Here is a 25,814-nt window from a genome sequence, read left to right on the forward strand (position 1 = left end):
GAAATTTAAAGCATTATCACAATCATTCTTTCGAAGGATACTATTCTATAAATTTCATGACTAAAAATGTAATGATGAAAATGATGCCTGCAATCCCTGAAATAGTAAAATAGATTAATTTTAATTGTCTACCCATTACAAACCACAGTAAGCAGTTAAGAGATAGGAACAGTGTCAATACTGTTGTTTGCCCTTCAAAATAGGTTGCCCATATTTTCAAGCTTGCAGCAAGTAACGTCAATCCGGAGAGTATGTATAGTAGATGCAAAAATACTAATCTTTTACTGAACTTCTTTTTCCTGTTTATAAGGATGGCATCCGACGCACTTATATCCCTTTCTTGTTCGCCTTGGGTGTAAAGTGTAATCAGAAAATCACAATAATGCTCAGGTAACAATTTATTTTCCTTCCAATATTTAATCTCTGTGATGATCGTCTTTTTCCGTTGAATACTCACGATGTCTCCCCCTGACCCCTAGGAAATAATAAAACGCATCGGCATAAATGCCGATGCGGATCACTCCAAAAAGTCCTTCAATCTTTTACTGCGTGACGGGTGTCGTAACTTACGAAGTGCTTTTGCTTCGATTTGACGGATTCGCTCACGTGTAACTCCGAAAACCTTTCCAACTTCTTCAAGAGTTCTCGTTCTACCATCATCTAAACCGAAACGAAGACGCAATACATTTTCTTCCCTGTCGGTAAGTGTATCAAGAACATCTTCTAATTGTTCCTTAAGCAATTCATAAGCGGCATGGTCCGAAGGGGATTGTGCTTCAGAGTCTTCGATAAAATCACCTAAGTGTGAATCGTCCTCTTCACCAATAGGTGTTTCAAGCGAAACTGGCTCTTGAGCAATTTTTAAAATCTCCCTTACCTTTTCAGCTGTTAAGTCCATTTCTTCGCCAATTTCCTCTGGGGAAGGCTCTCGCCCAAGATCCTGAAGCAACTGACGTTGGACCCGGATCAACTTATTGATAGTTTCAACCATATGGACCGGGATACGAATAGTACGCGCTTGGTCGGCAATAGCACGGGTGATGGCTTGACGAATCCACCATGTAGCGTACGTACTGAATTTGAACCCTTTCGTATGATCAAACTTTTCAACCGCTTTGATAAGCCCCATATTTCCTTCTTGAATCAAGTCCAAGAAGAGCATTCCACGCCCAACGTATCTTTTTGCAATACTGACAACGAGACGAAGGTTGGCTTCCGCAAGTTTTTTCTTCGCATTTTCACCTTTCTCAACAATCTCCAATTGCTCAGGATCAGGAGTTTTCATGTCGGCAAGCTTTTCTTCTGCCTCCACACCTTCCTTAATCGCGATTGCCAATTTCACTTCTTCATTTCCTGTCAGTAAGTCAACACGACCAATTTCTTTCAGGTACATGCGTACCGGGTCATTAATTTTCACGCCTGGCGGTACGCTTAAATCATTAAGATCAAATTGCTCCTCATCTTTACCGCCTTCTTCATCGTCATCCTTACGGTCCATTTCGATTCCTGCCGCATCGATTTGATCAAGAAACTCCTCGAATTGTTCCGGTTCCATTTCAAATACAGAAAGTTTATCAGTCACTTCTTCGAGGGTCAGTTCCCCCGCTTTTTTACCTTGCTCAAGTAAGGCTGCTTTCACTTCATCTAAAGTCATATCTTGTTCCATCTCTCCGGATTGTTCTTTTTTAGTCATAATACCCGTTCCTCCTTAATTCACCAGAATCCGGCCTACATTGCCGATAATGATTTCCGGAGCTGTATAATTTCCCTGGCCAGCTCCAGTGCCCGGGTATGATCATTCATCTTCTCTGCTTCTTTCGATTCATGTAACATCTCTTCAATGCGTCTTTTAATTTTATGTTTCTTGAGATGGTGTATGCAATCGCTGAATTCTTGTTCTGCGAATTCTGGATCCCTGTCAAGCATTGCCGCTTCCATCACGATTTTACGGAGTTCACGATCGTCTATTGACTCTGCGAATCTGTGGAAATCCGGCTCGCCAGTTTGTTCGTAAAACCCAGCCAACTTCACAAAAATCGTGATGTACTCGTCATGCATGAATATATCTTGATGCTCGTCACGAATCCTATCGAATAAATTCCCGTCGTTTAACAAATGGCATAACAGAAGTCGTTCTGCCCGATCAATACTATTTTGCTGACGCTCTGGCATATTGACGGCAATCTGAGAGGCTTGTCCAATCGATGGATTCGCCTTTTCCCGCTTTGCTTGCTGCCCAACTTTTTTTATGATTTGTTCATTAAGAGCATCCGACGATACCCCGGTTTCAGTCGATAATTGACGAATCATTAAATCCCGTTCTACCGGCGATACTTTCGTTGCAAGCTCTTCTGTCACTTCATGAATATATTGCAACACATCATTTTCATGTGATAAGTTCTTCGACCTTTTATAATAGGCCATAATGAATGACATATATGTGTATGGATTCCCTAGTACTTTCTCAGTAAATGCTTCTCCACCATTAACAGAAATATACTCATCGGGGTCCATTTTACCTGGTAAAAGGGCAATTTGTGCATCTAACCCTTTTTGTGCGGCAAGGAGAGCAAACCTTTTGGCTGCCTCCCAGCCTGCGTTATCGCCATCGCAACAAATGATTAATTGATTTGCGATTCGTTTCAATTTTGTAAGATGTGTGTCAGACAAGGATGTGCCCATGACTGCAACACTATTCATAATTCCTGCTTTTTCTGCAGCAATCGTGTCCATAAATCCTTCGAACAGTATTACTTTACCCGTTTTACGGACATTAAGACGTGCATGATGAAAATTATAAAGCAAACGACTTTTTTCAAAAATGGGTGTTTCCGGGCTATTCAAGTACTTTGCTTCCTCTTTCGAGTCCGATAATACACGTCCCGAAAAACCGACAACATTCCCATTATCATCATGCAATGGAAACATAATACGTCCACGGAATCTATCGAAATACCCAGTCCCGTCACTTTTCATAACACAAAGTCCGGCGCGCTCCATCTCCTTCATCTCAAATTTCTTCCGTTGTAACAGCGAGGTGAGCACTTCCCGATCATCAAGAGACCATCCTATACCATACTTTTCGATAAGGTCACGGGAAAATCCTCTTTGCTCCAAATAATATAATGCTTTTTCACCTTCAACTGTATTTAGCAGTAAATGACTATAAAAATTCGCTGCAAGTGCATGGGCGTCGATCATATGCTGAAAGTCGCTCGTCTTGGGATTACTTATACGATTTTGTACTGATACGTCCAGCGTAATACCGACCCGCTCTGCAAGTTTCGAAACTGCTTCTGTAAAAGGACTGTTTTCAATATCCATTATAAAAGTAATGGCATTTCCACTGGCACCACATCCAAAGCAATGAAACAATTGTTTATCCTCTGCAACGGAAAAGGATGGAGTATTTTCGCCGTGAAACGGACATAATCCAAACCAGTTCCTTCCCCTTTTTGTCAGTTGAACATATTCACCGATCAAATCGACGATGTCCGTCTTGGAGCGGATCTCTTCAATTGTCTCTTCGGGAATTTTGGTCATTCTATCACCAATCCCTTCTTACATAGTTCAATTCGGGATAGTTTTCATAAATCCTGCTTATTCGACAAAAAAAGTTGTTATAGATACATCTTTAACAAATTCTATAAAATTTACACCCAGTTTACTATTGTACACAATCCGTAAAAAAGAACCAACCTTTTCTAATCAGGTGGTCCTTCTTTTCTTATTTTATTATATACGCCTATTTGATAATTCACTTAAGATCAGATTTGCAGTTTCTTCAACCGCCCGATTCGATACATCAATCACTTTACAACCAATTTTCGAAACAACTTTTTCGAAATGATCAAGTTCCTGTTTAATCCGCTCGATTCGAGCATAATTTGCATCATCCTTCAATCCAAGAGCAATAAGTCTTTCTTTTCGGATGGAATTTAATACATTCGGTGAAATGACTAAACCAAAGCATTTCTTCGGGTCAATTTCATATAATTCTTCGGGTGGGTCTACTTCAGGAACAAGTGGGACATTCGCAACTTTAAAACTACGATGTGCAAGATATTGAGACAACGGTGTCTTGGAAGTTCTAGATACCCCGACTAACACAATATCCGCTTTTTTGACACCCCTTGGGTCCCGTCCATCATCATATTTAACTGCGAACTCGATTGCTTCAATCTTCTTGAAATAATCTTCATCCAATTGGCGAACGAGCCCCGGTTCTTCCTTAGGTTTTTCATCAAGCGAGTCGCTGATTCCATTGATAACCGGCCCTAATAAATCTATGCAGTTTAACCCATGAAGTTGACATTCTTGTTTAAGTTTTTCACGCATGGAGCTTTTCACTAATGTATAGATGATGATGGCTTGTTGTTGTTTGGCCAAATACGCTATTTCCCGCAATTGGGATTCATCTTCAACGTGAGAAAAGCGTTTCATCGATACAGTTTCGAGGTCCTGCCTGAATTGGCACGCTGCCGCTTTGGCAACAAGGTCTGCTGTTTCACCGACGGAATCGGAAACGATGAACAATGTTAACTTTCTCATTGTATCACTCCTCTTTCTTTAAGCACTAAAGGCAAACGCTTATAAGTCATGTTCCTCCGCTAGTGAAAGGAAAGCCCGTGTAATATTTGTTTTCGTTATTCTACCTACGACTTCCATTCCTCCCTCTTTATCAGAGATAACCGGAAGGGAGTCAATTTGTTGACCGATCATCTTTTTGGCCACTTGTATGAGAGAATCTTGCTTTTTGCAATATGTAATATTCGGCATTCTCGTCATAATGACATGTACGGGAATTTTTTCAAGTTCACTGTTACCGAGACTTGTTCGTAAAAGATCTTTTCTGGATAGAACACCTGTTAGAAATGAATTTTTATCAACAACAAACAAAGTGCCTACATCATCTAAAAACATTTGGCAGATAGCATCATAGACTGTAACATTCTCATGTACAACAACAGGAATGGATTGGAAATCTCCGACCTTCATTCCAATCATGCCGTCCGCAACCGATTGGGTCGGTTTCTTTCCTGAATAGAAATAGCCGACGCGCGGCCTGGCATCCAAATAGCCCGCCATTGTTAAAATTGCTAAGTCGGGTCGTATCGTGGCTCTCGCTAAATTTAATCTTTCAGCTATTTGTTCACCTGTGATGGGACCGTCTGCTTTTACAATTTCAAGAATTTCAGTCTGGCGCTTATTCAATTCCATATGAATCACCGCCCTAATCGTTCGATAATAGATACTTGAATAGTATAGCATTTTACAACAATAATTCCTAACACGATGGCTTGTTTGCTAATATTATAAGATACACACGTTGATTTGCGCTTTAGGCGGACGCATTCCGATTCAATCAACTATAAATACCTTAAATAGTTTGCAGGTAGTTATAAAGCGTGCTACACTAATACTGAATTCAATAGGCGAGGAAAGGCTTATAAGTAATGCTAACTAAAGCGAACGGGGATAGTGGAAGCCCGTAACGGCGTGAAACGGCGGCCTGGAGCTATTAATTTCTTAAGTGGGTTGTTTTTACAACCAATCGAGGTGGAACCGCGGGTCATTATGCACTCGTCCTCGGACTATATGTCCGGGGATGGGTGCTTATTTTAATTGGAGGGATTTTTTATGTTATCGATGGAACAAATTGTGAATTTATCGAAGCAAAGAGGTTTTGTCTTCCCGGGCTCCGATATTTACGGAGGATTGGCAAATACTTGGGATTACGGTCCCCTTGGTATTACTTTGAAGAACAATATTAAGCGTGCTTGGTGGCAGAAGTTCGTTCAGGAATCACCTTATAATGAAGGTCTGGATGCTGCTATTTTGATGAATCCTAAAGTGTGGGCTGCTTCAGGTCATATCGGGAACTTCAATGATCCGATGATTGATTGTAAAAAATGTAAAACGCGTCACCGTGCAGATAAACTGATTGAAGATGCGTTGGATGAAAAAGGTATTGAACTTGTCGTTGACGGAATGCCATTCGAAAAAATGGAGGAGCTTATTCAAGAGCATAATATCGTCTGCCCTACTTGTGGTGCTATGGACTACACTGGAATTCGCCAGTTCAACTTGATGTTCAAGACATCCCAAGGTGTAACAGACTCATCTGCAAACGAAATCTTTCTACGCCCTGAAACAGCTCAAGGAATTTTCGTTAACTTTAAAAATGTTCAACGCTCCATGCGTAAAAAGATGCCATTCGGAATTGCACAAATCGGCAAGAGCTTCCGTAATGAAATCACACCAGGGAACTTCACATTCCGTACGCGTGAATTCGAACAAATGGAATTGGAATTCTTCTGTAAACCTGGCGAAGACATGAAATGGTATGAGTATTGGAGAGATTTTTCCGCAAAATGGCTGTCAGACCTTGGCCTAACTGCCGAAAGAATGCGTCTTCGTGAACATAGTTCTGAAGAGCTTTCGCATTACTCAAAAGGAACAGTGGATATCGAATACAAATTCCCATTTGGTTGGGGAGAGCTTTGGGGTATTGCGAACCGTACGGATTTCGACTTATCCAGACATATGGAACATTCCGGTGAGGATTTCCATTATCAAGATCCGGTTACAAATGAAAAGTACATCCCTTACTGCATTGAGCCATCTCTTGGTGCGGATCGTGTTACATTGGCGTTCCTATGTGATGCGTTTGATGAAGAGGAGCTTGAAGGCGACGACAAGCGTACTGTAATGCGCTTCCACCCTGCACTGGCTCCTGTCAAAGCAGCTGTTCTACCGTTATCGAAGAAGTTGGCTGAAGGTGCTGATGAGGTGTATGCTGAACTCCGTAAACACTTTACTGTGCAATACGATGATTCTCAGTCAATCGGCCGTCGCTACCGCCGTCAAGATGAAATCGGAACACCGTTCTGTATCACGTATGACTTCGATTCCGAGGAAGATCGCCAAGTAACTGTAAGACACCGCGACTCCATGGAACAAGTCCGTATGCCAATCGCAGACGTAAAAGCATACATCGAAAAGCATCTTGTATTTTAATATTAAAATGTAAACTGATGCTTTCGTTTCGGGCGGACGCTTTCCACATCAAGCAACGGAAATTGAATGTACTTATCGTTTTCACAACCAATAAAAAACCACGGGAGAAGGTTAGTCGCCTTCTTCCTGTGGTTTTTCTTTTTGTGGTAATAATTCTGGGGTTCTTTCCAACTGATCAAGAAAAGACCGCGACTTCAAACGTACACCAACCTGCTCATCATATACCGTACGAACTATTTTCTTCATAAATTGCTTTGTCGCTTTTTTTAGTGTCAACGAGCCGACCTGTTGAATCGGCACCGTGAAGAACGTTCGAATCAACCTGAGTTGAGTCGGTGTAATCCGGATAAGATACGGATCGATTTGGAAACATCGATGACAAAGAAAGCCGATTTCCTGGAAGGAAAAAGCAAATTCACCCTCAGCCGCTCCGCAATTTGCACATTGATGAAGGACAGGATGCACACCCGCAACGGGCAGCATCTTCCATTCAACAAACAACGAGATTGCTTCAGGATCATATTGTTCATTGATTGCATGAAGTGCATCATGGAGCAAACCAAAAACGTTTGGACTTGCCCCCCGATCATCCGTCAATCGGTCGATCAACTCAACAATATAACTCGCATACGCCGTCGCTTCAAGATCCTCCCGGATATGTCGCATGGAGTCAATTGGTTCACCCTGCTCAAGCGTCCCCATTCCGCGTCCTGTTCGCAAAAGATAGTAACCGTAAGTGAATGTTTGTGTGACAGCGGAAAGGCGGCTTGCGGGCTTTTTTGCTCCTCTTGCCATTGCCGTCATTTTCCCTGCTTCACGGGTATAGAGCGTTACGATTTTATTCGATTCACCGTAGGGCATACTTTTTAGAACGATCCCTTCCCATTTATTTAGCAAGGGACTCACTCCTTTTCATTAACGACTCAATATTCATCTTCCCTGAAACCGAATTCACGCAGTTGACCTGGTTTATTGCGCCAGTCCTTCTGTACTTTCACCCACAATTCCAAGAATACTTTAGATCCAAGAAGCATCTCGATATCATGTCTTGCCTTCGTTCCGATTTCTTTAAGTAGAGCACCTTTCTTCCCGATAACAATACCCTTTTGCGAATCCCGGTCTACTACAATTGTTGCTGCCACATCAACGAGTCCGCGGTTTTCATCACGATCAATTTTCTCGATTACAACCGCCACCGAGTGGGGTATTTCTTCACGGGTAAGATGCAAAACCTTTTCACGGATCAATTCAGAAATGATGAAACGCTCCGGGTGGTCTGTTACCTGGTCATCAGGATAATACTTAGGCCCTTCCGGTAGATATTTCGTCAACGTCTCCATTAATCTCTCAACATTATTTCCATTTAGAGCAGACAAAGGAACAACTTCCGCAAAGTCATAAACTTCCGTATATGACGTAATCGTTGTTAACAAGTCATCAGGGTGAACTAAGTCAATTTTATTGATAACTAAAAAGACGGGTGTTTTCGTATTCTGCAATAAGTCGATTATGAATCTGTCACCACCGCCTATTGGCTCGTTAGCATTCACCATGAACATGATGACATCGACTTCTTTCAATGTATTCCTTGCAGCCTTTACCATGAAGTCTCCAAGCTTATGCTTCGGTTTATGGATACCCGGAGTATCTATGAATATCAATTGCGATTCATCGGTAGTTACAACGCCCTGAACTTTATTCCTTGTCGTTTGTGGCTTATCGCTCATGATTGCAATTTTCTGACCGACGACGCGATTTAAAAATGTGGACTTACCGACATTCGGACGTCCTATTATGGATATGAACCCTGACTTAAATTTATTGCTGTCCTTCTGCATAGTCTAAATCCTCCTTGGAAAAAGCGCCAGGCAGCAATTCTCCAACGGTTGTAGCTTGGACATCACCTTTTAAATTTGTCAAGTAGACCGGCATTGAAGAATCGCAGAATTCTGCCATGACTTGCCTGCATGCTCCACATGGCGAAACAGGGCCTTCTGTATCTGCAACAACTGATAGGGCCTTGAACTTTGTAACACCTTCAGAAACCGCTTTGAAAAACGCCGTCCGTTCCGCACAATTCGTCATACTATACCCCGAGTTTTCAATATTACAGCCGTGGTACACTTGTCCGTCTTCACTTAAAAGTGCCGCTCCGACTTTAAACTTAGAATAAGGTACATACGCCTTTTCACGTGCAAGTTTTGATTCGTTAATTAATGTGTTTTTATCCATAATGCAACTCCTTGGGAATAATTTTAAAACCATTTTGGGATGAAGATGATCATCCCGATGATTGCACAACAAATTGCAAATATCAAAACCGCTCCGGATGCCAAATCCTTCGCTTGTTTAGCTAACGGATGGAACTCCTCCGTTACAAGATCGACAGTCCTTTCAATTGCAGTATTCATCAGCTCGAGTGCCAACATTCCTCCGATGAGTAGAATAATAATTATCCACTCCATCTTAGGGAGCCCCGTAAGTATTCCCCCGACGATTACTCCGATGGCTGCAATTGTATGGAATTTCATATTCCGTTCAGCGAAAACGCCATGTTGTATCCCTTTAAATGCATAATAAAACGATTTAAAGAAAGGGTGCATACTCTATGTCACCTTTCAAGGCCGAATGAAGAGAGAATATCCTTCTGCCTTCCGAACATTTTCTTTTCGTCTTCTTCAGTCATATGATCATACCCAAGTAGATGCAGGAAGCCATGCAATGCAAGGAAACCAATTTCTCGCTTTTCATCATGGCCATATTCCACAGCTTGTCGCTTTGCAGTTTCGACGGAAATAATTATATCCCCAAGTACAACTGGCATATCTTCTTCCTGTACAATCGCAACTTCACCCTCTGACATTTCTTCAAGAGCAAATGATATGACATCCGTCGCTTTATCTTTTCCCCTGTATTCAGCATTTACTTGACGTATTTCTTCATCTGACATGAATGTGACTGAAACCTCAGGATTGCCCGAAAGATTCTCCATTTTAGCTGCATGATCTAATACATCCTGAATCAGCTTTATCGTATCTTCGGTCACTTTCTCCGTTCGATCGTCAAAATAGATATCCAACATTCTTTTGTCTGCCTCCTTGGGGTTATTCCGGATATTCAATCCGGCTATGGAATATGCCGTTCAACGTCTCGCAAATGACGTTCTCGATTTTTTTCAACTCATTCATGGACAAATCGCATTCATCGAATTGGCCATCATTTAACTTCCCTGCAATAATCGATTTGACCAATTTCGAGATTTTCTCTGGTGTCGGTTCTTTTAATGAACGAACCGCAGCTTCTACGCTATCCGCAATTGAAATGATAGCAATTTCCTTTGTCTGTGGCTTAGGGCCGGGATATCGGAAATCATCCTCAACTACATCTTGTCCCAATTCCTTCGCCTTTACAAAAAAGAATTTCAAAAAGCTTGTTCCGTGGTGCTGTCTAGCAATATCAACGATCTCCGCTGGCATCCTGTGCTTCGCAAGCAAATCAGCTCCATCAGTAGCATGGGCAATAATGATATCACGGCTTTTTTCAGGAGGCAATGCATCATGTGGATTTGAGGTTCCATGTTGGTTCTCGATGAAAAAGTTTGGTCTTACGGTTTTCCCGATATCATGATAATAACTTCCTACTCTTGCTAATAATCCATTCGCGCCGACGGATTCACAGGCGGCATCTGCCAGATTCGCAACCATGACACTATGGTGATATGTACCAGGAGTTTCTGTAAGAACCTTTTTAAGTAACGGATGATTAGGATTTGATAATTCTATCAACCTCATGTCCGAAAGCAATCCAAACGCTGATTCAAAGAAAGGCATTAGTCCTATCGTAAGCGCCCCAGATACGATTCCAGATGTCAAAGCGACAATTAGGTAAAATATCAATTCCGTTAGGTCGTATGTAGACTGAGTCATTAATAAATAGAAACCTATGAATAAAATATTGGACGTTGCAACGGCAAGACTCGTCCTTAATATATTCGACCTTCTACCGTTATTACCTAAGACATAAATACTTACAATCCCACCAAATAAGATATAAAGGACAATCTCCATCTGCATAATTGAAGCATAACCCTCATGAAGCATAATTCCGGCAGTTGCGGCGGTAACTATTGTCATCATGAAAGCCAAGCGCTCATTCGTCAACAGTTTCACAAGAAGAGGAGCCAATGCGGTCGGGAATAGAAACGCAACTTGGACATCAAACTCCTTATCTATCAAACCGATAAGTTTCATCATTACTGCCAATATGAAAAAGATACTATAAACAATTAGCAATGATTTTTTCTTCTTATTATTTTTCTCTTGCCATGTCAGGAAGTGCATATAAATAATTGCCGACACAAACAACACAAAAAGGCTAAGGCCAACAATCGGCTTGAAGGAAGATTGATTTGTCAAAAGGCCGGCTAATTCTAACTGTCTATATATTTCGGAATCTATGAATTGTCCTTCTCGGACAATTACTTGGCCTTGGAGAATCCTTTTTGATTCAACTGCATTTTTCTCCTCTTCAATCCGTTTATTTGTCAGTTCTTTATTAATCGTTTCAGTTTCAATAACTAATGATCGTCCAAGTGTTATTAATGTCTGCAAAACAGCCGGCCTAATAGCCTCGGATAAACGAAGTTTCCTTTCGACCTCGTACCTTACCGTGGAAAGATCTCCACTTCGGATCGGTTTCGATAATTCTTCTTCAATTATCGTCGAAACTTCCCTCTGCATTTTCCTTAACTCAATTATGTTTTCATTCAATAAGCTCGTTATCGCTTCATTGGTCAGCCTCAAGCCCGGCTCTTCTTCCTCCAACTTGGATAACTTTGCCCGGATCTCTTTTATTTGGTCAGTGCGGGACTTCACTATTTTGGACTCATCATCCGGGGCAGGAACATTTGCTTGTTTGGCTTCTATAATAATATCAAAAAGCTGGGTTGCTATTGCTGACCTGTTTTTCGAAATTTCTTCATTAAATTGATAAAAAGGCGTTACTTCGGCTTCAATTCTACGTTTCTCCTGCTCGGTCTTCACGGTATCCTCGACTGTTTTCAAGGATCTAATCGTTTTTGGAGAAATTTTGAATTCATGCAGTTCATAAGTTTCTTGCTTAACATTCCCATACATTAATGAGAATAATGCAATTGCCGCCAAGATGACGACAAACAGAGAAAGGTATTTGAACTTCAGTGATTTGAAAAGCTTCACGACTGGTTTGAACACGATCGACCCCCCCCTTGCCAATATCTCTTTTCACTGTTTTTTATTGAAATACTGAAAGAGCAGCCATTTTAGGATGACTGCTCACTTTCATAAGCTTCAATGATTTTCGCAACTATCGGGTGGCGTACAACATCACCCTGCTCGAGGTATTGAAAGTGTATGTCAGATACATTTTTCAAAATCGATTCGGCTGCATTCAGACCGGACCCGACTCCTTTTGGCAAGTCAATTTGGGTTTTGTCTCCCGTGATCACCATTTTAGAACCGAAACCTAATCGTGTCAGGAACATTTTCATCTGGGCCTTCGTTGTATTCTGGGCCTCGTCAAGGATAACAAAAGCATCATCAAGCGTACGGCCCCTCATATAGGCAAGGGGAGCGATTTCAATGACACCCCTTTCCATTAGACGTTCCGTATGTTCGGCCCCTAAAACGTCATGCAGAGCGTCATACAACGGACGTAAATAAGGATCGACCTTTTCTTTTAGATCCCCTGGAAGGAAACCGAGACTTTCTCCAGCTTCCACTGCCGGTCTCGTCAAAATGATCCGTTTGACCGTTCCCGTTTTCATAGCTTGCACAGCAAGAACTACAGCAAGATATGTCTTTCCAGTCCCAGCTGGACCGATACAAAAAACAAGGTCATTTTTTCGTATCGCATGAATATATTCACGCTGGCCGATCGTCTTCGCACGAATCGCTTTTCCCTTTGTTGTTCTCGCAACTTCTTCATCATACAATTCCGAAAAATACTCTATCGTCCCATTCTTCACCATTTCAATGGCTGTCGAAATATCCCGTAAGTTAATATTGATCCCTTTGCGTATGACTTTTAAGAGTTGCTCAAGTAAGAACTTTCCTTCTTGAATGTCTTTTTCTTCCCCCGCCAATGATATCGTGTCGCCACGTGTCAGGATAGAAATATTCATTGACTCTTCAATCATCTTCAAATTCTGATCAGAAATGCCTAATAGCATAACCGCTTCATTTGGTTCCTCAATATGAAGTTGGATCACTTGTTCACTCAATAGTTTCAGTCTCCTTGGGAATCGGTCTTTTAACCGCTATATTTTCATTCATTAAAAATAATATAGTCCCCTCAACTGTATCACTTCCGAACGTCAAGTGTAAAATGTTTTCTTCTTTGATAATGAGATCAAATTGTGACGCATTTATTATTTTGTGTTTTATTAACGGCAGGATGATGGATTCACCCATATCTTCCGTCAATTCAAATTGTTCAATTCGGTCTTCACGGACATGTTCAGTCTTTATAAAAGATCGGAAAGATGGAAATCCATCATTTTTCCAGACAATCGGGGATTGCCAATGAACGTTTACTTTCTCTTCACCCAACAACTGATAGTCGATTGTTTTTGGTATTTTAAATGTGTATTCTGACCAAAAATCAGCAAACACTGAACCTTCCGCACCTACAACTGCCGTCTTATTTCCCTGCACCAAAGTGCCAGTCGCTAGTAAATCTCCCTTTTTCACTGTTTGAAAGACGTGTGCCACCCTCTCTCCCCTACTTAATCGAAAGCTTGTAATAACCCCACCCGTTCTTGCAATTAAATCGGAGGGCGGACCTTCTTTTTCAACTTTGTCGTTTAACTTCGGCGATAACATCGGTGTGATTGTCAACGTACTTCCAGATCTTTTGAATCTGACCCAGGAAAGCGATGGATCGTCAAGCATGAGTGCACGTCTAATTTCTCCTTCATCAGGAATTGTTGAAAGTGGCCTGAACTTTTTAATAGATGCTTTATCCAATTTAACTTCAATTCGTTCAGCCACCTCTGGCATATCCGATTCAATCTCTATTTCCCAAAGTAACATTGAGGCAAGAAGAGGAATAAGGCATGCTATCAAAAACCGGAAAGAGGTAAATAGCCGGCTTTCCACTGATCCTTCTTCCGGCCTCTTTATAGATACCTTCATTCGATAACGACGCCTATTTTTCCGTATGAACTGGATTCCTTTCTTATCAGTTTGAAATCGGATTTTGTCGCCAGTTTCTGTTAACCCAGTGACCTTGACACCAGACCTAACAAGGAGGCTTAAAAACCTCGATGGATCAGTTTTGCCGGTTAACATCACTTCGTATCTTTTATGAATCATAGGCGCCCTGTCCATCCTTAACTGCCTTCATTGATATCGTCGAAATGGACTCAAAGGAGAATACTGCCAATTCCTCTGATAAGGTCTCAACGATAAGGTCATCCCCTGTTGCTTCAATGATATGATCACCGCTTCGAACAGCTGCGTAATCGGGGCCAAGTTTCAATAGATTATAAGGGCCCGTGATTCGAACAGTTACAAATTCATCAATCGTTACTGAAGAGTTCATTTTAAATAGTTTTTTCATGATAAAACCCCCTATCCAAGCCTATGATTTGGATAGGGGGTCGATGATTATTGTTTTGATTTAGGTGGTCCTAAAATTTCAGAGAATATGATGCCCGTAATAAGATCCTGTTCGTCTTTCGGGATCAAGTGATGTTGTTCAACAGGTTTTTCCCACACCGGCTCGCCCTGATGCGTGGCAAGTCTGCCGCGGTGGGGAGTAGACGGGGACTTAACTTCCCGCTCTTTTCGTTGAACAGGGGTCCTTGTTTCTTTAGGCTTCTCTTCTACAACAACCTTTTTCGGACTTACAGCAGGCTCAGTCTGCCTGCTTGGCGGTTCGTCAACCTCCGTTTGAAACTCACGTTGGATTTCCTTATACATCTCTTGGGAAATCTCTTTTAATCTTCGTAACGGATCTTGTGTTTCTGGCTGGGCAGATGGCCATTGTGTTTGCTGCTGCGGCCGTTTCGGTTGTGTTTTCTTCTGTGACTCATCAGGTTTTTTCCCTTTAAAGATCATACTGATGAATCCCAAGGCAATTGCTATTATCAACGTTTCCATCAGTGCATCCCCTTTCCGGGAATATTAGTGCTCAAACGTCACTCTTTCTTTGTGTCAGGTTTAGGTTGTTGTTCTCCACCAATTTTACTGATGGAATCACGCATGCCTGTATCTGCTTGGATGTTCTTATAATTCATATAGTCCATAATGCCGATATTGCCATTGCGAAGTGCCTCAGCCATCGCTAAAGGAACTTCAGCCTCAGCTCCGACTACTTTCGCACGCATCTCCTGGACTTTCGCTTTCATTTCCTGCTCGTTGGCAACTGCCATCGCACGTCTTTCTTCGGCTTTAGCTTGTGCGATATTTTTATCTGCCATCGCTTGTTCAGTTTGAAGCTCTGCACCGATATTTTTACCGATGTCAACGTCCGCGATATCGATGGACAAGATCTCGAAAGCTGTTCCGGAATCAAGTCCTTTTGCCAATACTGTTTGAGAGATCAAATCTGGGTTTTCAAGAACTTTCGCGTGATCCACTGAAGAACCGATCGTAGAAACGATACCTTCACCAACACGGGCAACTACGGTTTCTTCACCCGCACCACCAACAAGTCTGTCGATATTTGCACGGACCGTGATTCGTGCTTTTGCCTTTACCTCGATACCGTTCATCGCAACACCTGCAATGAATGGTGTTTCGATTACTTTCGGGTTAACGGACATTTGAACAGCTTCAAGAACGTCACGCCCTGCAAGGTCAATTGCTGCAGCACGCTCAAATGAAAGCTCAATATTTGCACGGTGTGCTGCGATCAATGCATTAACAACACGGTCGACGTTACCACCAGCAAGGTAATGGCTCTCAAGTTGGTTAATAGATACGTTCAAACCTGCTTTATGTGCTTTAATCAATGGATTGACGACCCTACTTGGAATAACGCGACGTAAACGCATACCGATCAATGTGAAAATACTTACTCGTACACCCGCCGCCAACGCTGAAATCCATAGCGTTACTGGAACAAGTGTGAAAAATACTGACAATAAAATGATTGCTCCGACGATAATTAATCCCGGAATGAGCAAACCTCCTGCAACTGCACCCATTATTCATTTTCCCCCTTTTCTTCGGATTCCCTGACTACAATGCGGGATCCTTCAACCTTCACAATAATAACATGTTTACCTTTGTCGATGTAACTTCCTTGTGAAACAACATCGATTCGCTCTCCATCCAGATCAATCGTTCCCGCTGGTCTTAGAGGAGTGATAGTTTTCGCTTTCTTGCCTAACAACTCAGTTCTGTTGACATTCGACACATACCCACTTTCTGTATCCGTCGCATCCATCAGCACCATCTTATTGAGCAAGTGCAATCTTTTCCCAAAAAACTTCATAATGATCACCATCCCAATAACGGCAACAGCAATCGCGACCAAAACCGAATAAGCCATGTACATCGGATTGCCACCCGCCAAAATGATACTAACAACAACTGCAATCGCACCAAGAGTCCCGGCTATTCCGCCCGGGAGGAAAATCTCCAATATGATAAGAATGACACCTATTCCAAAAAGGATTAGAGTCTCATATCCGGCCAAACCAGCAATAAGATGTCCGAAAAAGAAAAGCGCCAAGGAGCTGATCGCCATCGTTCCAGGTACCCCGAAGCCAGGTGAATAAAGTTCCACGACAAGGCCAAGTCCTGCAATCGATAGTAAAATCGGTACAACGATAGGATGGGTGATGAAGCGTGCTATTCCTTCAGCAAAAGATACTTTTGTCGAAATGATTTCAGCATCAGACAATCTAGTCACTTTTAACAGCTCATTGAACGAGGAAACCGTGCCGTCGCTGTATTTAACTTCCGGATCGGCAGCCTCTTTCGCTGTCAGTGTTAAAAATTCACCTTTCCCCGCCCGATACTTCGGCATTTCGAAATCGGCATCAGCCATCGCTAATGCGAATTCAGAATTGCGGCCTTTCGATTCCGCGGCATTTATCATTTCTGCCTTCCACATGCTTTGCGCCTTTTCATTTGCAGCATTCCCATCCGCTGTGATGACTCCTGAAGATCCTATCACACCATTCGGCGACATATAAATTTTATCCGAATACAAGGCAATGAGGGCACCCGCAGAAATGGCTCTGTAATTGATGTATGCGATTATTTCCAAATCGGAGTTATCCATCAATTGCCCAATCTGCCCAGCCGCATCCGTATGGCCTCCAAGTGTATCGATTTCCAAAATGATTGTTTTGGCTCCAGCATCCTCCGCTTCCTTGAAAGAGCGTTTCAAATAAGCATACAATCCTTTTTCAACAGCATCATCGATTTTCACGTGGTACACTTTGTCACCCGAGGCTGACGTTTGTGCAAATGGAATAGAAAAAATGGTTAGAAATAAAATGAACAGGATGAACTTCCCTATCATTTTACGCATCTTTTTGTTCACCTCTTTCTCTACTTATAATTATACCTTCTTTACGTATGGTAGTGGTATTAAGTTTCACTCTATTAGATGTTTTTTAACAAATGTTTAGTAAGGTGGTTGTTTATTCGCGGAAACGCTCGTTTATCTCGGAATCCGCTCGTTTATCACGGAATCCGCTCGTTTATTCCGAAATCCGCTCGTTTCCAGTGAGAATCTCTATTTCTTTCCTAACAAACATATAAAAAACCGGATATTCCAAAGGAAAATCCGGTTTCATAATATCAAGCTTTAATTGTTAGTTCAATATGGACAGATATTAGAATTTACGCTTACGAGCAGCCTCAGACTTCTTTTTACGTTTGACACTTGGCTTCTCGTAGAACTCACGCTTTCTTACCTCTTGTATTGTACCACTTTTTGATACAGTACGTTTGAAGCGGCGAAGAGCATCTTCAAGCGATTCATTTTTGCGAACGACAGTTTTCGTCATATCTCTTGTCCCTCCCTCCGAGCACACTTCGAAACAAGGTGATACCCTTGTACTAAAAAATTATAGCGTACTATTACAAAACGGTCAATAAAAAACTTTCAAAATATCTATCCAAAATAGGTGAATGCCTTCGCATTCGTCCTAATCCTATTAATAATCTGACTCGCCTTGTAATCCTTGCATAATTTTAACGCCCGAACTCGCCCCAATACGTGTTGCGCCAGCATTAATCATTTTTTGCATGTCTTCAAAGCTACGAACCCCTCCGGATGCTTTTACACCCATTTCCGGGCCTACTACTCCACGCATCAATTTTACATCTTCCTCAGTCGCACCACCTGTAGAGAAGCCAGTTGACGTTTTAACGAAATCAGCTCCAGCCGCCCTCGACAATTCAGAAGCTTTCCGTTTTTCTTGATCAGTAAGCAAAGAGTTTTCAATGATTACTTTTACAATCGCTTTTCCTTTTGCCGCTTCTACAACGCTTGCAATGTCTTGTCCAACCTTTTCGTCATCGCCGCTTTTTAATGCGCCGATATTGATAACCATATCGATTTCAGTTGCACCGTTATTAATTGCGTCTTTCGTTTCAAATGCTTTCACCTCTGAAGTTGAAGCACCAAGGGGAAAACCGATTACTGTACAAACTTTTACGTCTGTTCCTTCAAGAAGCTTGGAAGCTGTTTTTACCCACGCAGGATTGACACAAACAGATGCAAATGAATACGTTTTCGCCTCTTCACATAATGTAATGATTTCATCCTTTTTTGCGTCAGCTTTCAGTAATGTATGATCAATATACGATGCATAATTCTTATTCAATGTAAAAATCCTCCTTGAGTTGTATGTACCTCTTCATCATAACAAAAATTGTTTTCCACCGCATTAAAAAACAGTCCACCCGTAAGGATAGACTGTTTTCTAATAATTATACAAGCGCTTCGTCCGATTCTACAACACGCACGAATTGGCCTTCATTATATGGATAACCTGCTTTTACAATCTTCACTTTAACAATTTTACCGACCATTGACTCTTCCGCTGGGAAAACAACTTTTAAATAATTGTCAGTATAGCCCTCATACAGACCGCTTTCAGGGTCAAGCTTATACTTTTCCTCTGGAATGACTTCAAGTACTTCATCTTCGAAATCAGAGGCATATTGCTTCGCTAACTGGTCGTTCAACTCGATTAAACGGTGAACACGTTCGTTTTTCACGTCTTCATCAATTTGATCTTCCATGCGTGCAGCTGGTGTTCCTGTCCGTTTCGAATAAGGGAATACGTGCAATTCAGAGAATCTATGGTCTCTGATGAAATTATAAGTGTCCATGAATTCTTCTTCAGTCTCACCAGGGAAGCCTACGATGACATCAGATGTTATTGCGAGATTCGGCAAAGCTTCGCGTAATCGATCTAAACGTTCAGCGAAGAATTCCATTGTATATTTTCTTCTCATACGTTTTAGCACCGTATTGGATCCTGATTGAATCGGGATATGCAAATGGCGCACGATTATAGAAGAATTCCGAAGGACGTCAATCACTTCGTCTGTTAATTGACTTGCTTCAATGGAGCTGATACGAAGCCTTTTTAAGCCTTTTACTTTCGTTTCAAGGTCGAGTAATAGACGGGCCAGGTTATAGTCTTTCAAATCTTCTCCATAGCCACCCGTATGGATTCCCGTTAGGACGATTTCAAGATAGCCAGCATCAACAAGCTGTTGTGCTTGGCGAATGACTTCTTCAGGGTCCCTTGAACGCATTAGGCCGCGAGCCCAAGGAATGATACAGAAGGTGCAGAAATTGTTGCAGCCTTCCTGGATTTTCAAAGATGCACGTGTACGATCCGTAAATGCGGGAACGTCAAGTTCTTCATAAACCCTGTTTTTCATAATATTGCGGACAGCATTGATCGGTTGACGTTCGCTTCGGTACTCATCGATGAGACCTAATAACTTCGTACGATCTTGTGTACCGACGACAATATCAACCCCAGGAATCGCCATGATTTCAGCTGGAGATGTCTGGGCATAACAGCCCGTTACACAAATGACCGCATCCGGATTTTGACGTACTGCCCTCCGGATGACTTGGCGGCTTTTCTTATCGCCAGTATTCGTAACCGTACATGTATTGATAACATAGACGTCTGCATTTTTCTCAAAATCGGAACGGTCGTAGCCCGCTTCCTTGAAAAGTTGCCAGATCGCTTCCGTTTCATAATGATTCACTTTGCAGCCTAATGTATGAAATGCAACAGAAGACACTAGCTGCTCACCTCTTTCATTCAAATTCGTATGACACTGCGGACAATAGATATAAAGGTGCTGTTTCCGTCCTAAGTATCCGGGGTCCTAATGAGACCGAGAGAAATCCGGCAGAAACTAGCGAATCCGCTTCTTTTCTGGACAACCCGCCTTCAGGCCCGAAAACAACTAGTACCGACTGTTTATGATACACGTTTTTAAGCCTATCTGCAATCCTATTAGGTTCGGTACTTTTGGCATCCTCTTCATCAGCAAATAACCGTACATCATAGATTTCGGCCGCCTCTAAAAGCTTTTTGAATGAGAGAGGAGCTTTCACTTCTGGGATAACGGTCCGATGACATTGCTCCGCTGCTTCCTTCGCAATTTTACGTAACCGCTCCACTTTCTTATCGCCTTTTTTACTGTCCCATTTAACGATCGATCGTTCTGCTTCAAAAGGAATGACTGCTTTCATGCCAAGTTCAGTACCTTTTTGGACAATTAAGTCAAGCTTATCCCCTTTAGGTAAGCCACATGCAATCGTCACTTTAACTGGCATTTCATTGGAGGCAAGCGTTCCTTCTTCACGGGTGATAAGTACCCCGTCCGATACTAACTCTATAATTTTCGATATAAACGCCTCTCCATTACTGACCGCGATGATACGATCTCCAACATCCATCCTCATGACCTTGACAATATGTTTACCATCTTCACCTTGAATCATCGCTTTTCCATCTTTGTCGAAAGAGGTATCAAGAAAATAGCGTTGCAACCGTTACACACTCCTTTTGGATGCGATGATTGCAACCCAGTCTTCCATTAAAACAGACTCAACGATTTCAAACCCTTTTTCAATAAGGTCATCCCTTACAAGATCGCGTTTTTGGGCAATAATTCCCGATGCGATGAACAGACCATTATCAGGTAAAATGGAATAAGCGTCTTCCGTAAAGGTCATTATCACTTCCGCAAGAATGTTTGCGACAATTATTGATGCCGGTTCCTTCACGGAGTCCAATAAATTTCCGTGAGTCACTTCTACAATATGTTGGACATTATTCAATATTATATTTTCTTTTGCGGCAGTTACCGCAACTTCATCAAGGTCCAATGCATGAACTTGCGATGCACCTAAGAGAGCAGCACCGATTGACAATACGCCTGAACCGGTTCCAACATCAATGACGGAGTCACCTTTTTTAACGTACTTTTCAAGCGCCTGTAGACAGAGGACTGTTGTTGGATGAGTCCCGGTTCCAAATGCCATCCCGGGATCCAGTTCAATGATCAATTCGTCTGATTCGACAGGAACGTAATCTTCCCAAGTAGGTACGATTGTGAACCTGCTTGAGATTTTCACCGGGTGGTAATATTTCTTCCAAGCAGTAGCCCAATCTTCTTCATCCACTTCACTTGTTTGAACCAAATTAATACCGACATCTAAGCCATATTCAACTAATTTGTCTACGGATTCACTAATTTCTTTTACAGTTTCTATTAAAAAACTATTCGTTGGTAAATAAGCTTTGACAATGACACCCTCAGAAGGGAAATCTTCTTTTTTCAACTCATAGATTTCCCCGAAGCGATCTTCATGGATGCGGTCGGGTTCATTCGAATCTTCAATTATGACTCCACTTGCTCCTGCTTCATGCAAGATATTGGCAACCGCTTCGGTCGCTTCATGTGTTGTATGGATGGAGATTTCAGACCACTTCAACTACATCATCCCTTTCAGTCGCCTTTTAGTGTACGTTTGATTTTGTCAAATAGAGAGCTTGAGTATTCGTCAGGTGAGTTTCCGCCGATTGAAGCGAATTCACGAAGAAGTTCCTTTTGTTTTTCGGTCATTTTCTTAGGAGTAACTACTTTGAGAATTACATGTTGGTCACCTTGCCCTTGACCATGGACATTTTTTACTCCTTTTCCGCGCAGACGGAAATTTGTTCCTGTTTGTGTGCCTGCAGGTACTTTCAATTTCACGTTTCCATGTACGGTCGGAACTTCAATCTCATCTCCTAATGCCAATTGCGGGAATGTAACAGGTACTTCAAGAAAAATATCATCGCCTTCACGGACGAAACTTTCATGATCTTTCACTCGGAATACGATATACAGATTCCCGGCGGGTCCGCCATTTACCCCTGCCTCACCTTGACCGGATACGCGAAGCTGCTGTCCGTCATCGATACCAGCAGGAATTGTAACTTTAATCTTCTTCCGTTTCGTCACTCTTCCGGAACCATGGCATGTGTTACATTTTTCAGGTATGATTTTCCCTGTACCTTGACAGTGTGGACATGTACGGCGATTTACCATTTGGCCAAGTGGTGTGTTTTGGGTGACTGAAATCTGTCCAGTTCCACTACAGTGCGAACAAGTGTTGACAGGTGTTCCTTTTTTAGCGCCCGATCCATCACAAGTATCACATGTCTCTTCTCTAGGTATTTCGACTTCAGTTTCTTTACCGAAAACTGCTTCCATGAAATCGACTGTCATTGTATATTGAAGGTCGTCGCCTTTTCTTGGGGCGTTTGGATCTCGACGTCTTGTGCTTCCGCCGCCAAAGAACGTGCTGAAGATGTCTTCAAAGCCGAAACCATCTGCTGAGCCGCCACCGAAGCCGCCTCCAAATCCACCGAATCCTTGGTTAGGGTCTGAATGACCGAATCTGTCGTAATTTGCACGTTTGCTTTCGTCACTTAATGTTTCAAATGCTTCTGTTACTTCTTTAAACTTTTCTTCTGCTCCAGCTTCTTTATTCAAGTCAGGGTGATATTGTTTCGATAGTTTCCTATAAGCTTTCCTGATTTCTTCTTTGCTTGCCGTTTTCGATACGCCAAGCACTTCATAAAAATCTCGTTTACTCATTATTCCACACTCCCATAAATCAATCGACACACTTATATATTATTCAATCCAGCTAAATGCTCGACTTATTGTAACACGTGATGAACATTTACCAAAAGAAAAAGCCAAAGCCGGAATATCGGACTTTGACTTTTCCGTCAATCGATCGTTCAATTAGTTTTTCTTATCATCTTCAACTTCTTCAAAATCGGCATCTACAACGCCGTCATCCTGTGGCTTACCGGAAGCTTCTTCACCCGCTTCACCTTGAGCTTGTGATTCTGCAGCAGCTTGTTCATATAATTTCATCGTCATTTGCTGTACAATTTCTTCCAAAGCTGTTTTCTTCGTACGCATATCTTCCAAATTGTTAGCTTCGATAGCTGCTTTCAACTCTTCTTTTGCATCCTCAACTTTTTTCACTTCGTCTTCGGATACTTTGCCTTCGAGATCCTTCAATGTCTTTTCAGCCATGAAAACGAGTTGGTCCGCGTCATTTTTCAAGTCCGCTTCTTCTTTACGTTTTTTGTCCTCTTCAGCATTTGCTTCTGCGTCTTTCACCATGCGCTCAATTTCGTCATCGGATAGACCTGAGCTCGATTGGATTGTAATGTTTTGTTCTTTTTGAGTACCAAGGTCTTTCGCTTTTACTGTAACGATACCGTTTTTGTCGATATCAAATGTTACTTCAATTTGTGGAATTCCTCGTGGAGCTGGTGGAATATCCGTCAATTGGAAACGACCGAGTGTTTTATTGTCCGCTGCCATTGGACGCTCACCTTGTAGGACATGGATGTCAACAGCCGGTTGGTTGTCTGCAGCAGTCGAGAACACCTGTGATTTGCTTGTAGGGATTGTTGTGTTGCGCTCAATCAATTTTGTGAACACTCCACCCATTGTTTCAATACCAAGTGAAAGCGGCGTGACGTCAAGCAATACAACATCTTTCACATCTCCGCGAATGATTGAACCTTGAACAGCCGCACCCATCGCTACAACTTCGTCTGGGTTTACACCTTTGAATGGTTCTTTTCCAGTTTCCTTCTTAATTGCTTCTTGTACTGCCGGAATACGAGTTGACCCACCAACAAGGATTACACGGTCAATTTCAGACGGTGATAGATCAGCATCTTTCATCGCTTGACGTGTTGGTACCATTGAACGTTCAACTAAGTGTGCAGTCAACTCATCGAATTTAGCACGTGTCAATGATATTTCAAGGTGCAATGGTCCAGCTTCGCCCGCAGTGATGAACGGTAAGGAAATTTGTGTGGAAGTAACACCAGAAAGGTCTTTTTTCGCTTTTTCCGCTGCATCTTTCAAACGTTGCATTGCCATTTTGTCTTTTGAAAGGTCAATTGCATTTTCTTTACGGAACTCTTGAACAAGGTACTCGATAATGACATCATCAAAGTCGTCCCCACCCAATTTATTGTCCCCTGCTGTAGCACGTACTTGGAATACGCCATCGCCAAGTTCAAGGATGGAAACGTCGAATGTACCGCCTCCAAGGTCATAAACAAGGATTGTTTCATCCTCATCTGCTTTATCTAAGCCATATGCCAATGCTGCGGCTGTCGGCTCGTTGATGATCCGTTCTACTTCGAGGCCAGCAATTGTACCAGCATCTTTTGTTGCTTGGCGTTGTGCATCATTGAAATAAGCTGGTACAGTAATGACCGCTTTTGTCACTTTTTCGCCTAAGTATTCTTCTGCATAACCTTTCATGTATTGAAGGATCATTGCAGAAACTTCTTGAGGAGTGTACTCTTTATCTTCTACTTTTACTTTATAGTCAGAGCCCATATGTCTCTTAACGGACATGATTGTGTTAGGGTTTGTAATGGATTGACGTTTAGCCACTTCACCAACTTGGCGTTCGCCGTTTTTAAATGCCACTACTGAAGGAGTTGTACGGTTACCTTCTGGGTTAGGAATGACCTTTGCCTCTCCACCTTCATATACTGCTACTACAGAGTTTGTAGTTCCTAAGTCAATACCGATAATTTTGCTCATTTGAATTCCTCCTAGATTTAATGCATAGCAAATAGATTTGACGGATTATTCGTTTACTTTAACCATGGTAGGTCGAAGCACACGATCCTTTAACATATACCCTTTCTGAAGTTCCTCAAGCACGATGCCTGAAGACTTATCGGGGTCACTTCCTGTCATAACCGCTTGATGGAAATTAGGATCGAACTCCTTATCTAATGCCTCGATTTCGACAAGTCCTTCACCTTTTAGCGCATCAATTAAGCTGCGGTAAATCATATCCATTCCTGTCATAAGTGATGTTGCCTCATCAGTTTTCGTTTCTACTGCAAGAGCACGTTCAAAATTGTCAAGAACCGGCAATAGATTCGTCAGCAAGCTTTGCGCCTTGTACTTGTTCAAAGCTTCTTTATCGAGGGTTGCCCTTCTTTTGGCATTTTCGAAATCAGCTAACACCCGTAAAAGCTTGTTTTCCTCTTCTTGTAATTTCGATTCCAACTCACTTATCTTTGCATCTTTTTCATCAATTTCCTCATTCGTCTCTTCCAAGCTTTCCTCAACGCCGGAAGTTGTTTCCTGTTCCGTCTCCAAAACTGCGGAGTCAGTACTTACTTCCTCTTGTTCATCAATCGCAGCATTTTCTACATCATTCATTTTCTCATTCACAAATCTTTCCTCCAATCCAAT

Annotated in this window: 26 protein-coding genes; 1 reads left to right on the forward strand and 25 read right to left on the reverse strand. The window is 42.0% G+C overall.

Features of this window, described 5'->3' with window-relative positions; genetic code table 11:
• Positions 1–40 precede the first annotated feature (40 nt).
• The 5 genes from NSQ43_RS12295 to NSQ43_RS12315 form a co-directional block, all read right to left on the reverse strand.
• A complete protein-coding gene (locus tag NSQ43_RS12295) occupies positions 41–457 on the reverse strand; it encodes a hypothetical protein (protein ID WP_339250599.1) in 417 nt (138 codons plus the stop codon).
• A gap of 60 nt (positions 458–517) precedes the next feature.
• The gene (gene rpoD / locus NSQ43_RS12300) at positions 518–1,693 is read right to left on the reverse strand and encodes an RNA polymerase sigma factor RpoD (RefSeq protein ID WP_339250601.1); all 1,176 of its coding nucleotides are present in this window, start codon (positions 1,691–1,693) and stop codon (positions 518–520) included.
• A gap of 35 nt (positions 1,694–1,728) precedes the next feature.
• Positions 1,729–3,543: a DNA primase gene (gene dnaG / locus NSQ43_RS12305; protein WP_339250603.1), complete on the reverse strand. Its 1,815-nt coding sequence runs from the start codon at positions 3,541–3,543 to the stop codon at positions 1,729–1,731.
• A 192-nt stretch (positions 3,544–3,735) separates the two neighbouring features.
• Positions 3,736–4,551 (reverse strand): pyruvate, water dikinase regulatory protein, encoded by an 816-nt coding sequence (locus NSQ43_RS12310; protein WP_339250605.1) that lies wholly within the window; start codon positions 4,549–4,551, stop codon positions 3,736–3,738.
• Between the two features lie 39 nt (positions 4,552–4,590).
• Entirely contained in the window at positions 4,591–5,229 is a 639-nt protein-coding gene (locus NSQ43_RS12315; RefSeq protein ID WP_339254898.1) for a helix-turn-helix transcriptional regulator, read from the reverse strand.
• A 411-nt stretch (positions 5,230–5,640) separates the two neighbouring features.
• On the opposite strand from NSQ43_RS12315, the gene NSQ43_RS12320 reads away from it, so the two are divergent.
• A complete protein-coding gene (locus NSQ43_RS12320) occupies positions 5,641–7,020 on the forward strand; it encodes a glycine--tRNA ligase (protein WP_339250607.1) in 1,380 nt (459 codons plus the stop codon).
• A gap of 111 nt (positions 7,021–7,131) precedes the next feature.
• Here the strand turns inward: NSQ43_RS12320 and recO are convergent, their stop codons facing one another.
• The 20 genes from recO to grpE all read right to left on the reverse strand — a co-directional run bounded on the left by recO (position 7,132) and on the right by grpE (position 25,793).
• On the reverse strand, positions 7,132–7,917 hold the full coding sequence (recO, locus tag NSQ43_RS12325) for a DNA repair protein RecO (protein WP_339250609.1): 786 nt from the start codon (positions 7,915–7,917) through the stop codon (positions 7,132–7,134).
• A 26-nt stretch (positions 7,918–7,943) separates the two neighbouring features.
• On the reverse strand, positions 7,944–8,858 hold the full coding sequence (era, locus tag NSQ43_RS12330) for a GTPase Era (RefSeq protein ID WP_339250611.1): 915 nt from the start codon (positions 8,856–8,858) through the stop codon (positions 7,944–7,946).
• The gene (locus NSQ43_RS12335; RefSeq protein ID WP_339250613.1) at positions 8,839–9,285 is read right to left on the reverse strand and encodes a cytidine deaminase; all 447 of its coding nucleotides are present in this window, start codon (positions 9,283–9,285) and stop codon (positions 8,839–8,841) included. Before NSQ43_RS12335 ends, era begins: the two co-directional genes overlap by 20 nt.
• Positions 9,276–9,623: a diacylglycerol kinase family protein gene (locus NSQ43_RS12340; RefSeq protein ID WP_339250615.1), complete on the reverse strand. Its 348-nt coding sequence runs from the start codon at positions 9,621–9,623 to the stop codon at positions 9,276–9,278. Before NSQ43_RS12340 ends, NSQ43_RS12335 begins: the two co-directional genes overlap by 10 nt.
• A gap of 8 nt (positions 9,624–9,631) precedes the next feature.
• Positions 9,632–10,102, reverse strand: a complete 471-nt coding sequence (gene ybeY / locus NSQ43_RS12345; protein WP_339250617.1) for an rRNA maturation RNase YbeY — start codon at positions 10,100–10,102, stop codon at positions 9,632–9,634.
• Between the two features lie 22 nt (positions 10,103–10,124).
• Entirely contained in the window at positions 10,125–12,251 is a 2,127-nt protein-coding gene (locus NSQ43_RS12350) for an HDIG domain-containing metalloprotein (protein WP_339250619.1), read from the reverse strand.
• 68 nt (positions 12,252–12,319) lie between these two features.
• The gene (locus NSQ43_RS12355; protein ID WP_339250621.1) at positions 12,320–13,279 is read right to left on the reverse strand and encodes a PhoH family protein; all 960 of its coding nucleotides are present in this window, start codon (positions 13,277–13,279) and stop codon (positions 12,320–12,322) included.
• Positions 13,272–14,372 (reverse strand): sporulation protein YqfD, encoded by a 1,101-nt coding sequence (locus NSQ43_RS12360; RefSeq protein ID WP_339250623.1) that lies wholly within the window; start codon positions 14,370–14,372, stop codon positions 13,272–13,274. Before NSQ43_RS12360 ends, NSQ43_RS12355 begins: the two co-directional genes overlap by 8 nt.
• Entirely contained in the window at positions 14,362–14,619 is a 258-nt protein-coding gene (locus NSQ43_RS12365) for a hypothetical protein (protein WP_339250625.1), read from the reverse strand. Before NSQ43_RS12365 ends, NSQ43_RS12360 begins: the two co-directional genes overlap by 11 nt.
• Positions 14,620–14,666: 47 nt before the next feature.
• Complete coding sequence (locus NSQ43_RS12370; protein ID WP_339250627.1) at positions 14,667–15,161, reverse strand: hypothetical protein; 495 nt, start codon at positions 15,159–15,161, stop codon at positions 14,667–14,669.
• Positions 15,162–15,199: 38 nt separating this feature from the next.
• Entirely contained in the window at positions 15,200–16,210 is a 1,011-nt protein-coding gene (floA, locus tag NSQ43_RS12375) for a flotillin-like protein FloA (RefSeq protein WP_339250629.1), read from the reverse strand.
• Positions 16,210–17,547, reverse strand: a complete 1,338-nt coding sequence (locus tag NSQ43_RS12380) for a nodulation protein NfeD (RefSeq protein ID WP_339250631.1) — start codon at positions 17,545–17,547, stop codon at positions 16,210–16,212. Before NSQ43_RS12380 ends, floA begins: the two co-directional genes overlap by 1 nt.
• A 307-nt stretch (positions 17,548–17,854) precedes the next feature.
• Positions 17,855–18,028, reverse strand: a complete 174-nt coding sequence (gene rpsU, locus NSQ43_RS12385; protein ID WP_009496905.1) for a 30S ribosomal protein S21 — start codon at positions 18,026–18,028, stop codon at positions 17,855–17,857.
• A 150-nt stretch (positions 18,029–18,178) separates the two neighbouring features.
• Positions 18,179–18,850, reverse strand: a complete 672-nt coding sequence (deoC, locus tag NSQ43_RS12390; protein WP_339250639.1) for a deoxyribose-phosphate aldolase — start codon at positions 18,848–18,850, stop codon at positions 18,179–18,181.
• 106 nt (positions 18,851–18,956) lie between these two features.
• Positions 18,957–20,297 (reverse strand): tRNA (N(6)-L-threonylcarbamoyladenosine(37)-C(2))-methylthiotransferase MtaB, encoded by a 1,341-nt coding sequence (gene mtaB / locus NSQ43_RS12395; protein ID WP_339250641.1) that lies wholly within the window; start codon positions 20,295–20,297, stop codon positions 18,957–18,959.
• Positions 20,298–20,313: 16 nt separating this feature from the next.
• Positions 20,314–21,054 carry a 16S rRNA (uracil(1498)-N(3))-methyltransferase gene (locus tag NSQ43_RS12400; RefSeq protein WP_339250643.1) on the reverse strand — a complete coding sequence of 247 codons (741 nt, stop codon included), beginning with the start codon at positions 21,052–21,054 and terminating at the stop codon, positions 20,314–20,316.
• 3 nt (positions 21,055–21,057) lie between these two features.
• On the reverse strand, positions 21,058–22,002 hold the full coding sequence (gene prmA, locus NSQ43_RS12405; RefSeq protein WP_339250644.1) for a 50S ribosomal protein L11 methyltransferase: 945 nt from the start codon (positions 22,000–22,002) through the stop codon (positions 21,058–21,060).
• A gap of 14 nt (positions 22,003–22,016) precedes the next feature.
• On the reverse strand, positions 22,017–23,153 hold the full coding sequence (dnaJ, locus tag NSQ43_RS12410; RefSeq protein ID WP_339250645.1) for a molecular chaperone DnaJ: 1,137 nt from the start codon (positions 23,151–23,153) through the stop codon (positions 22,017–22,019).
• A 153-nt stretch (positions 23,154–23,306) separates the two neighbouring features.
• The gene (gene dnaK, locus NSQ43_RS12415) at positions 23,307–25,148 is read right to left on the reverse strand and encodes a molecular chaperone DnaK (RefSeq protein WP_339250647.1); all 1,842 of its coding nucleotides are present in this window, start codon (positions 25,146–25,148) and stop codon (positions 23,307–23,309) included.
• Positions 25,149–25,193: 45 nt separating this feature from the next.
• Positions 25,194–25,793 carry a nucleotide exchange factor GrpE gene (gene grpE, locus NSQ43_RS12420; protein WP_339250648.1) on the reverse strand — a complete coding sequence of 200 codons (600 nt, stop codon included), beginning with the start codon at positions 25,791–25,793 and terminating at the stop codon, positions 25,194–25,196.
• Between the last annotated feature and the right edge of the window lie 21 nt (positions 25,794–25,814).

Source organism: Sporosarcina sp. FSL W8-0480 (genome assembly GCF_037963765.1).
GTDB lineage: Bacteria > Bacillota > Bacilli > Bacillales_A > Planococcaceae > Sporosarcina.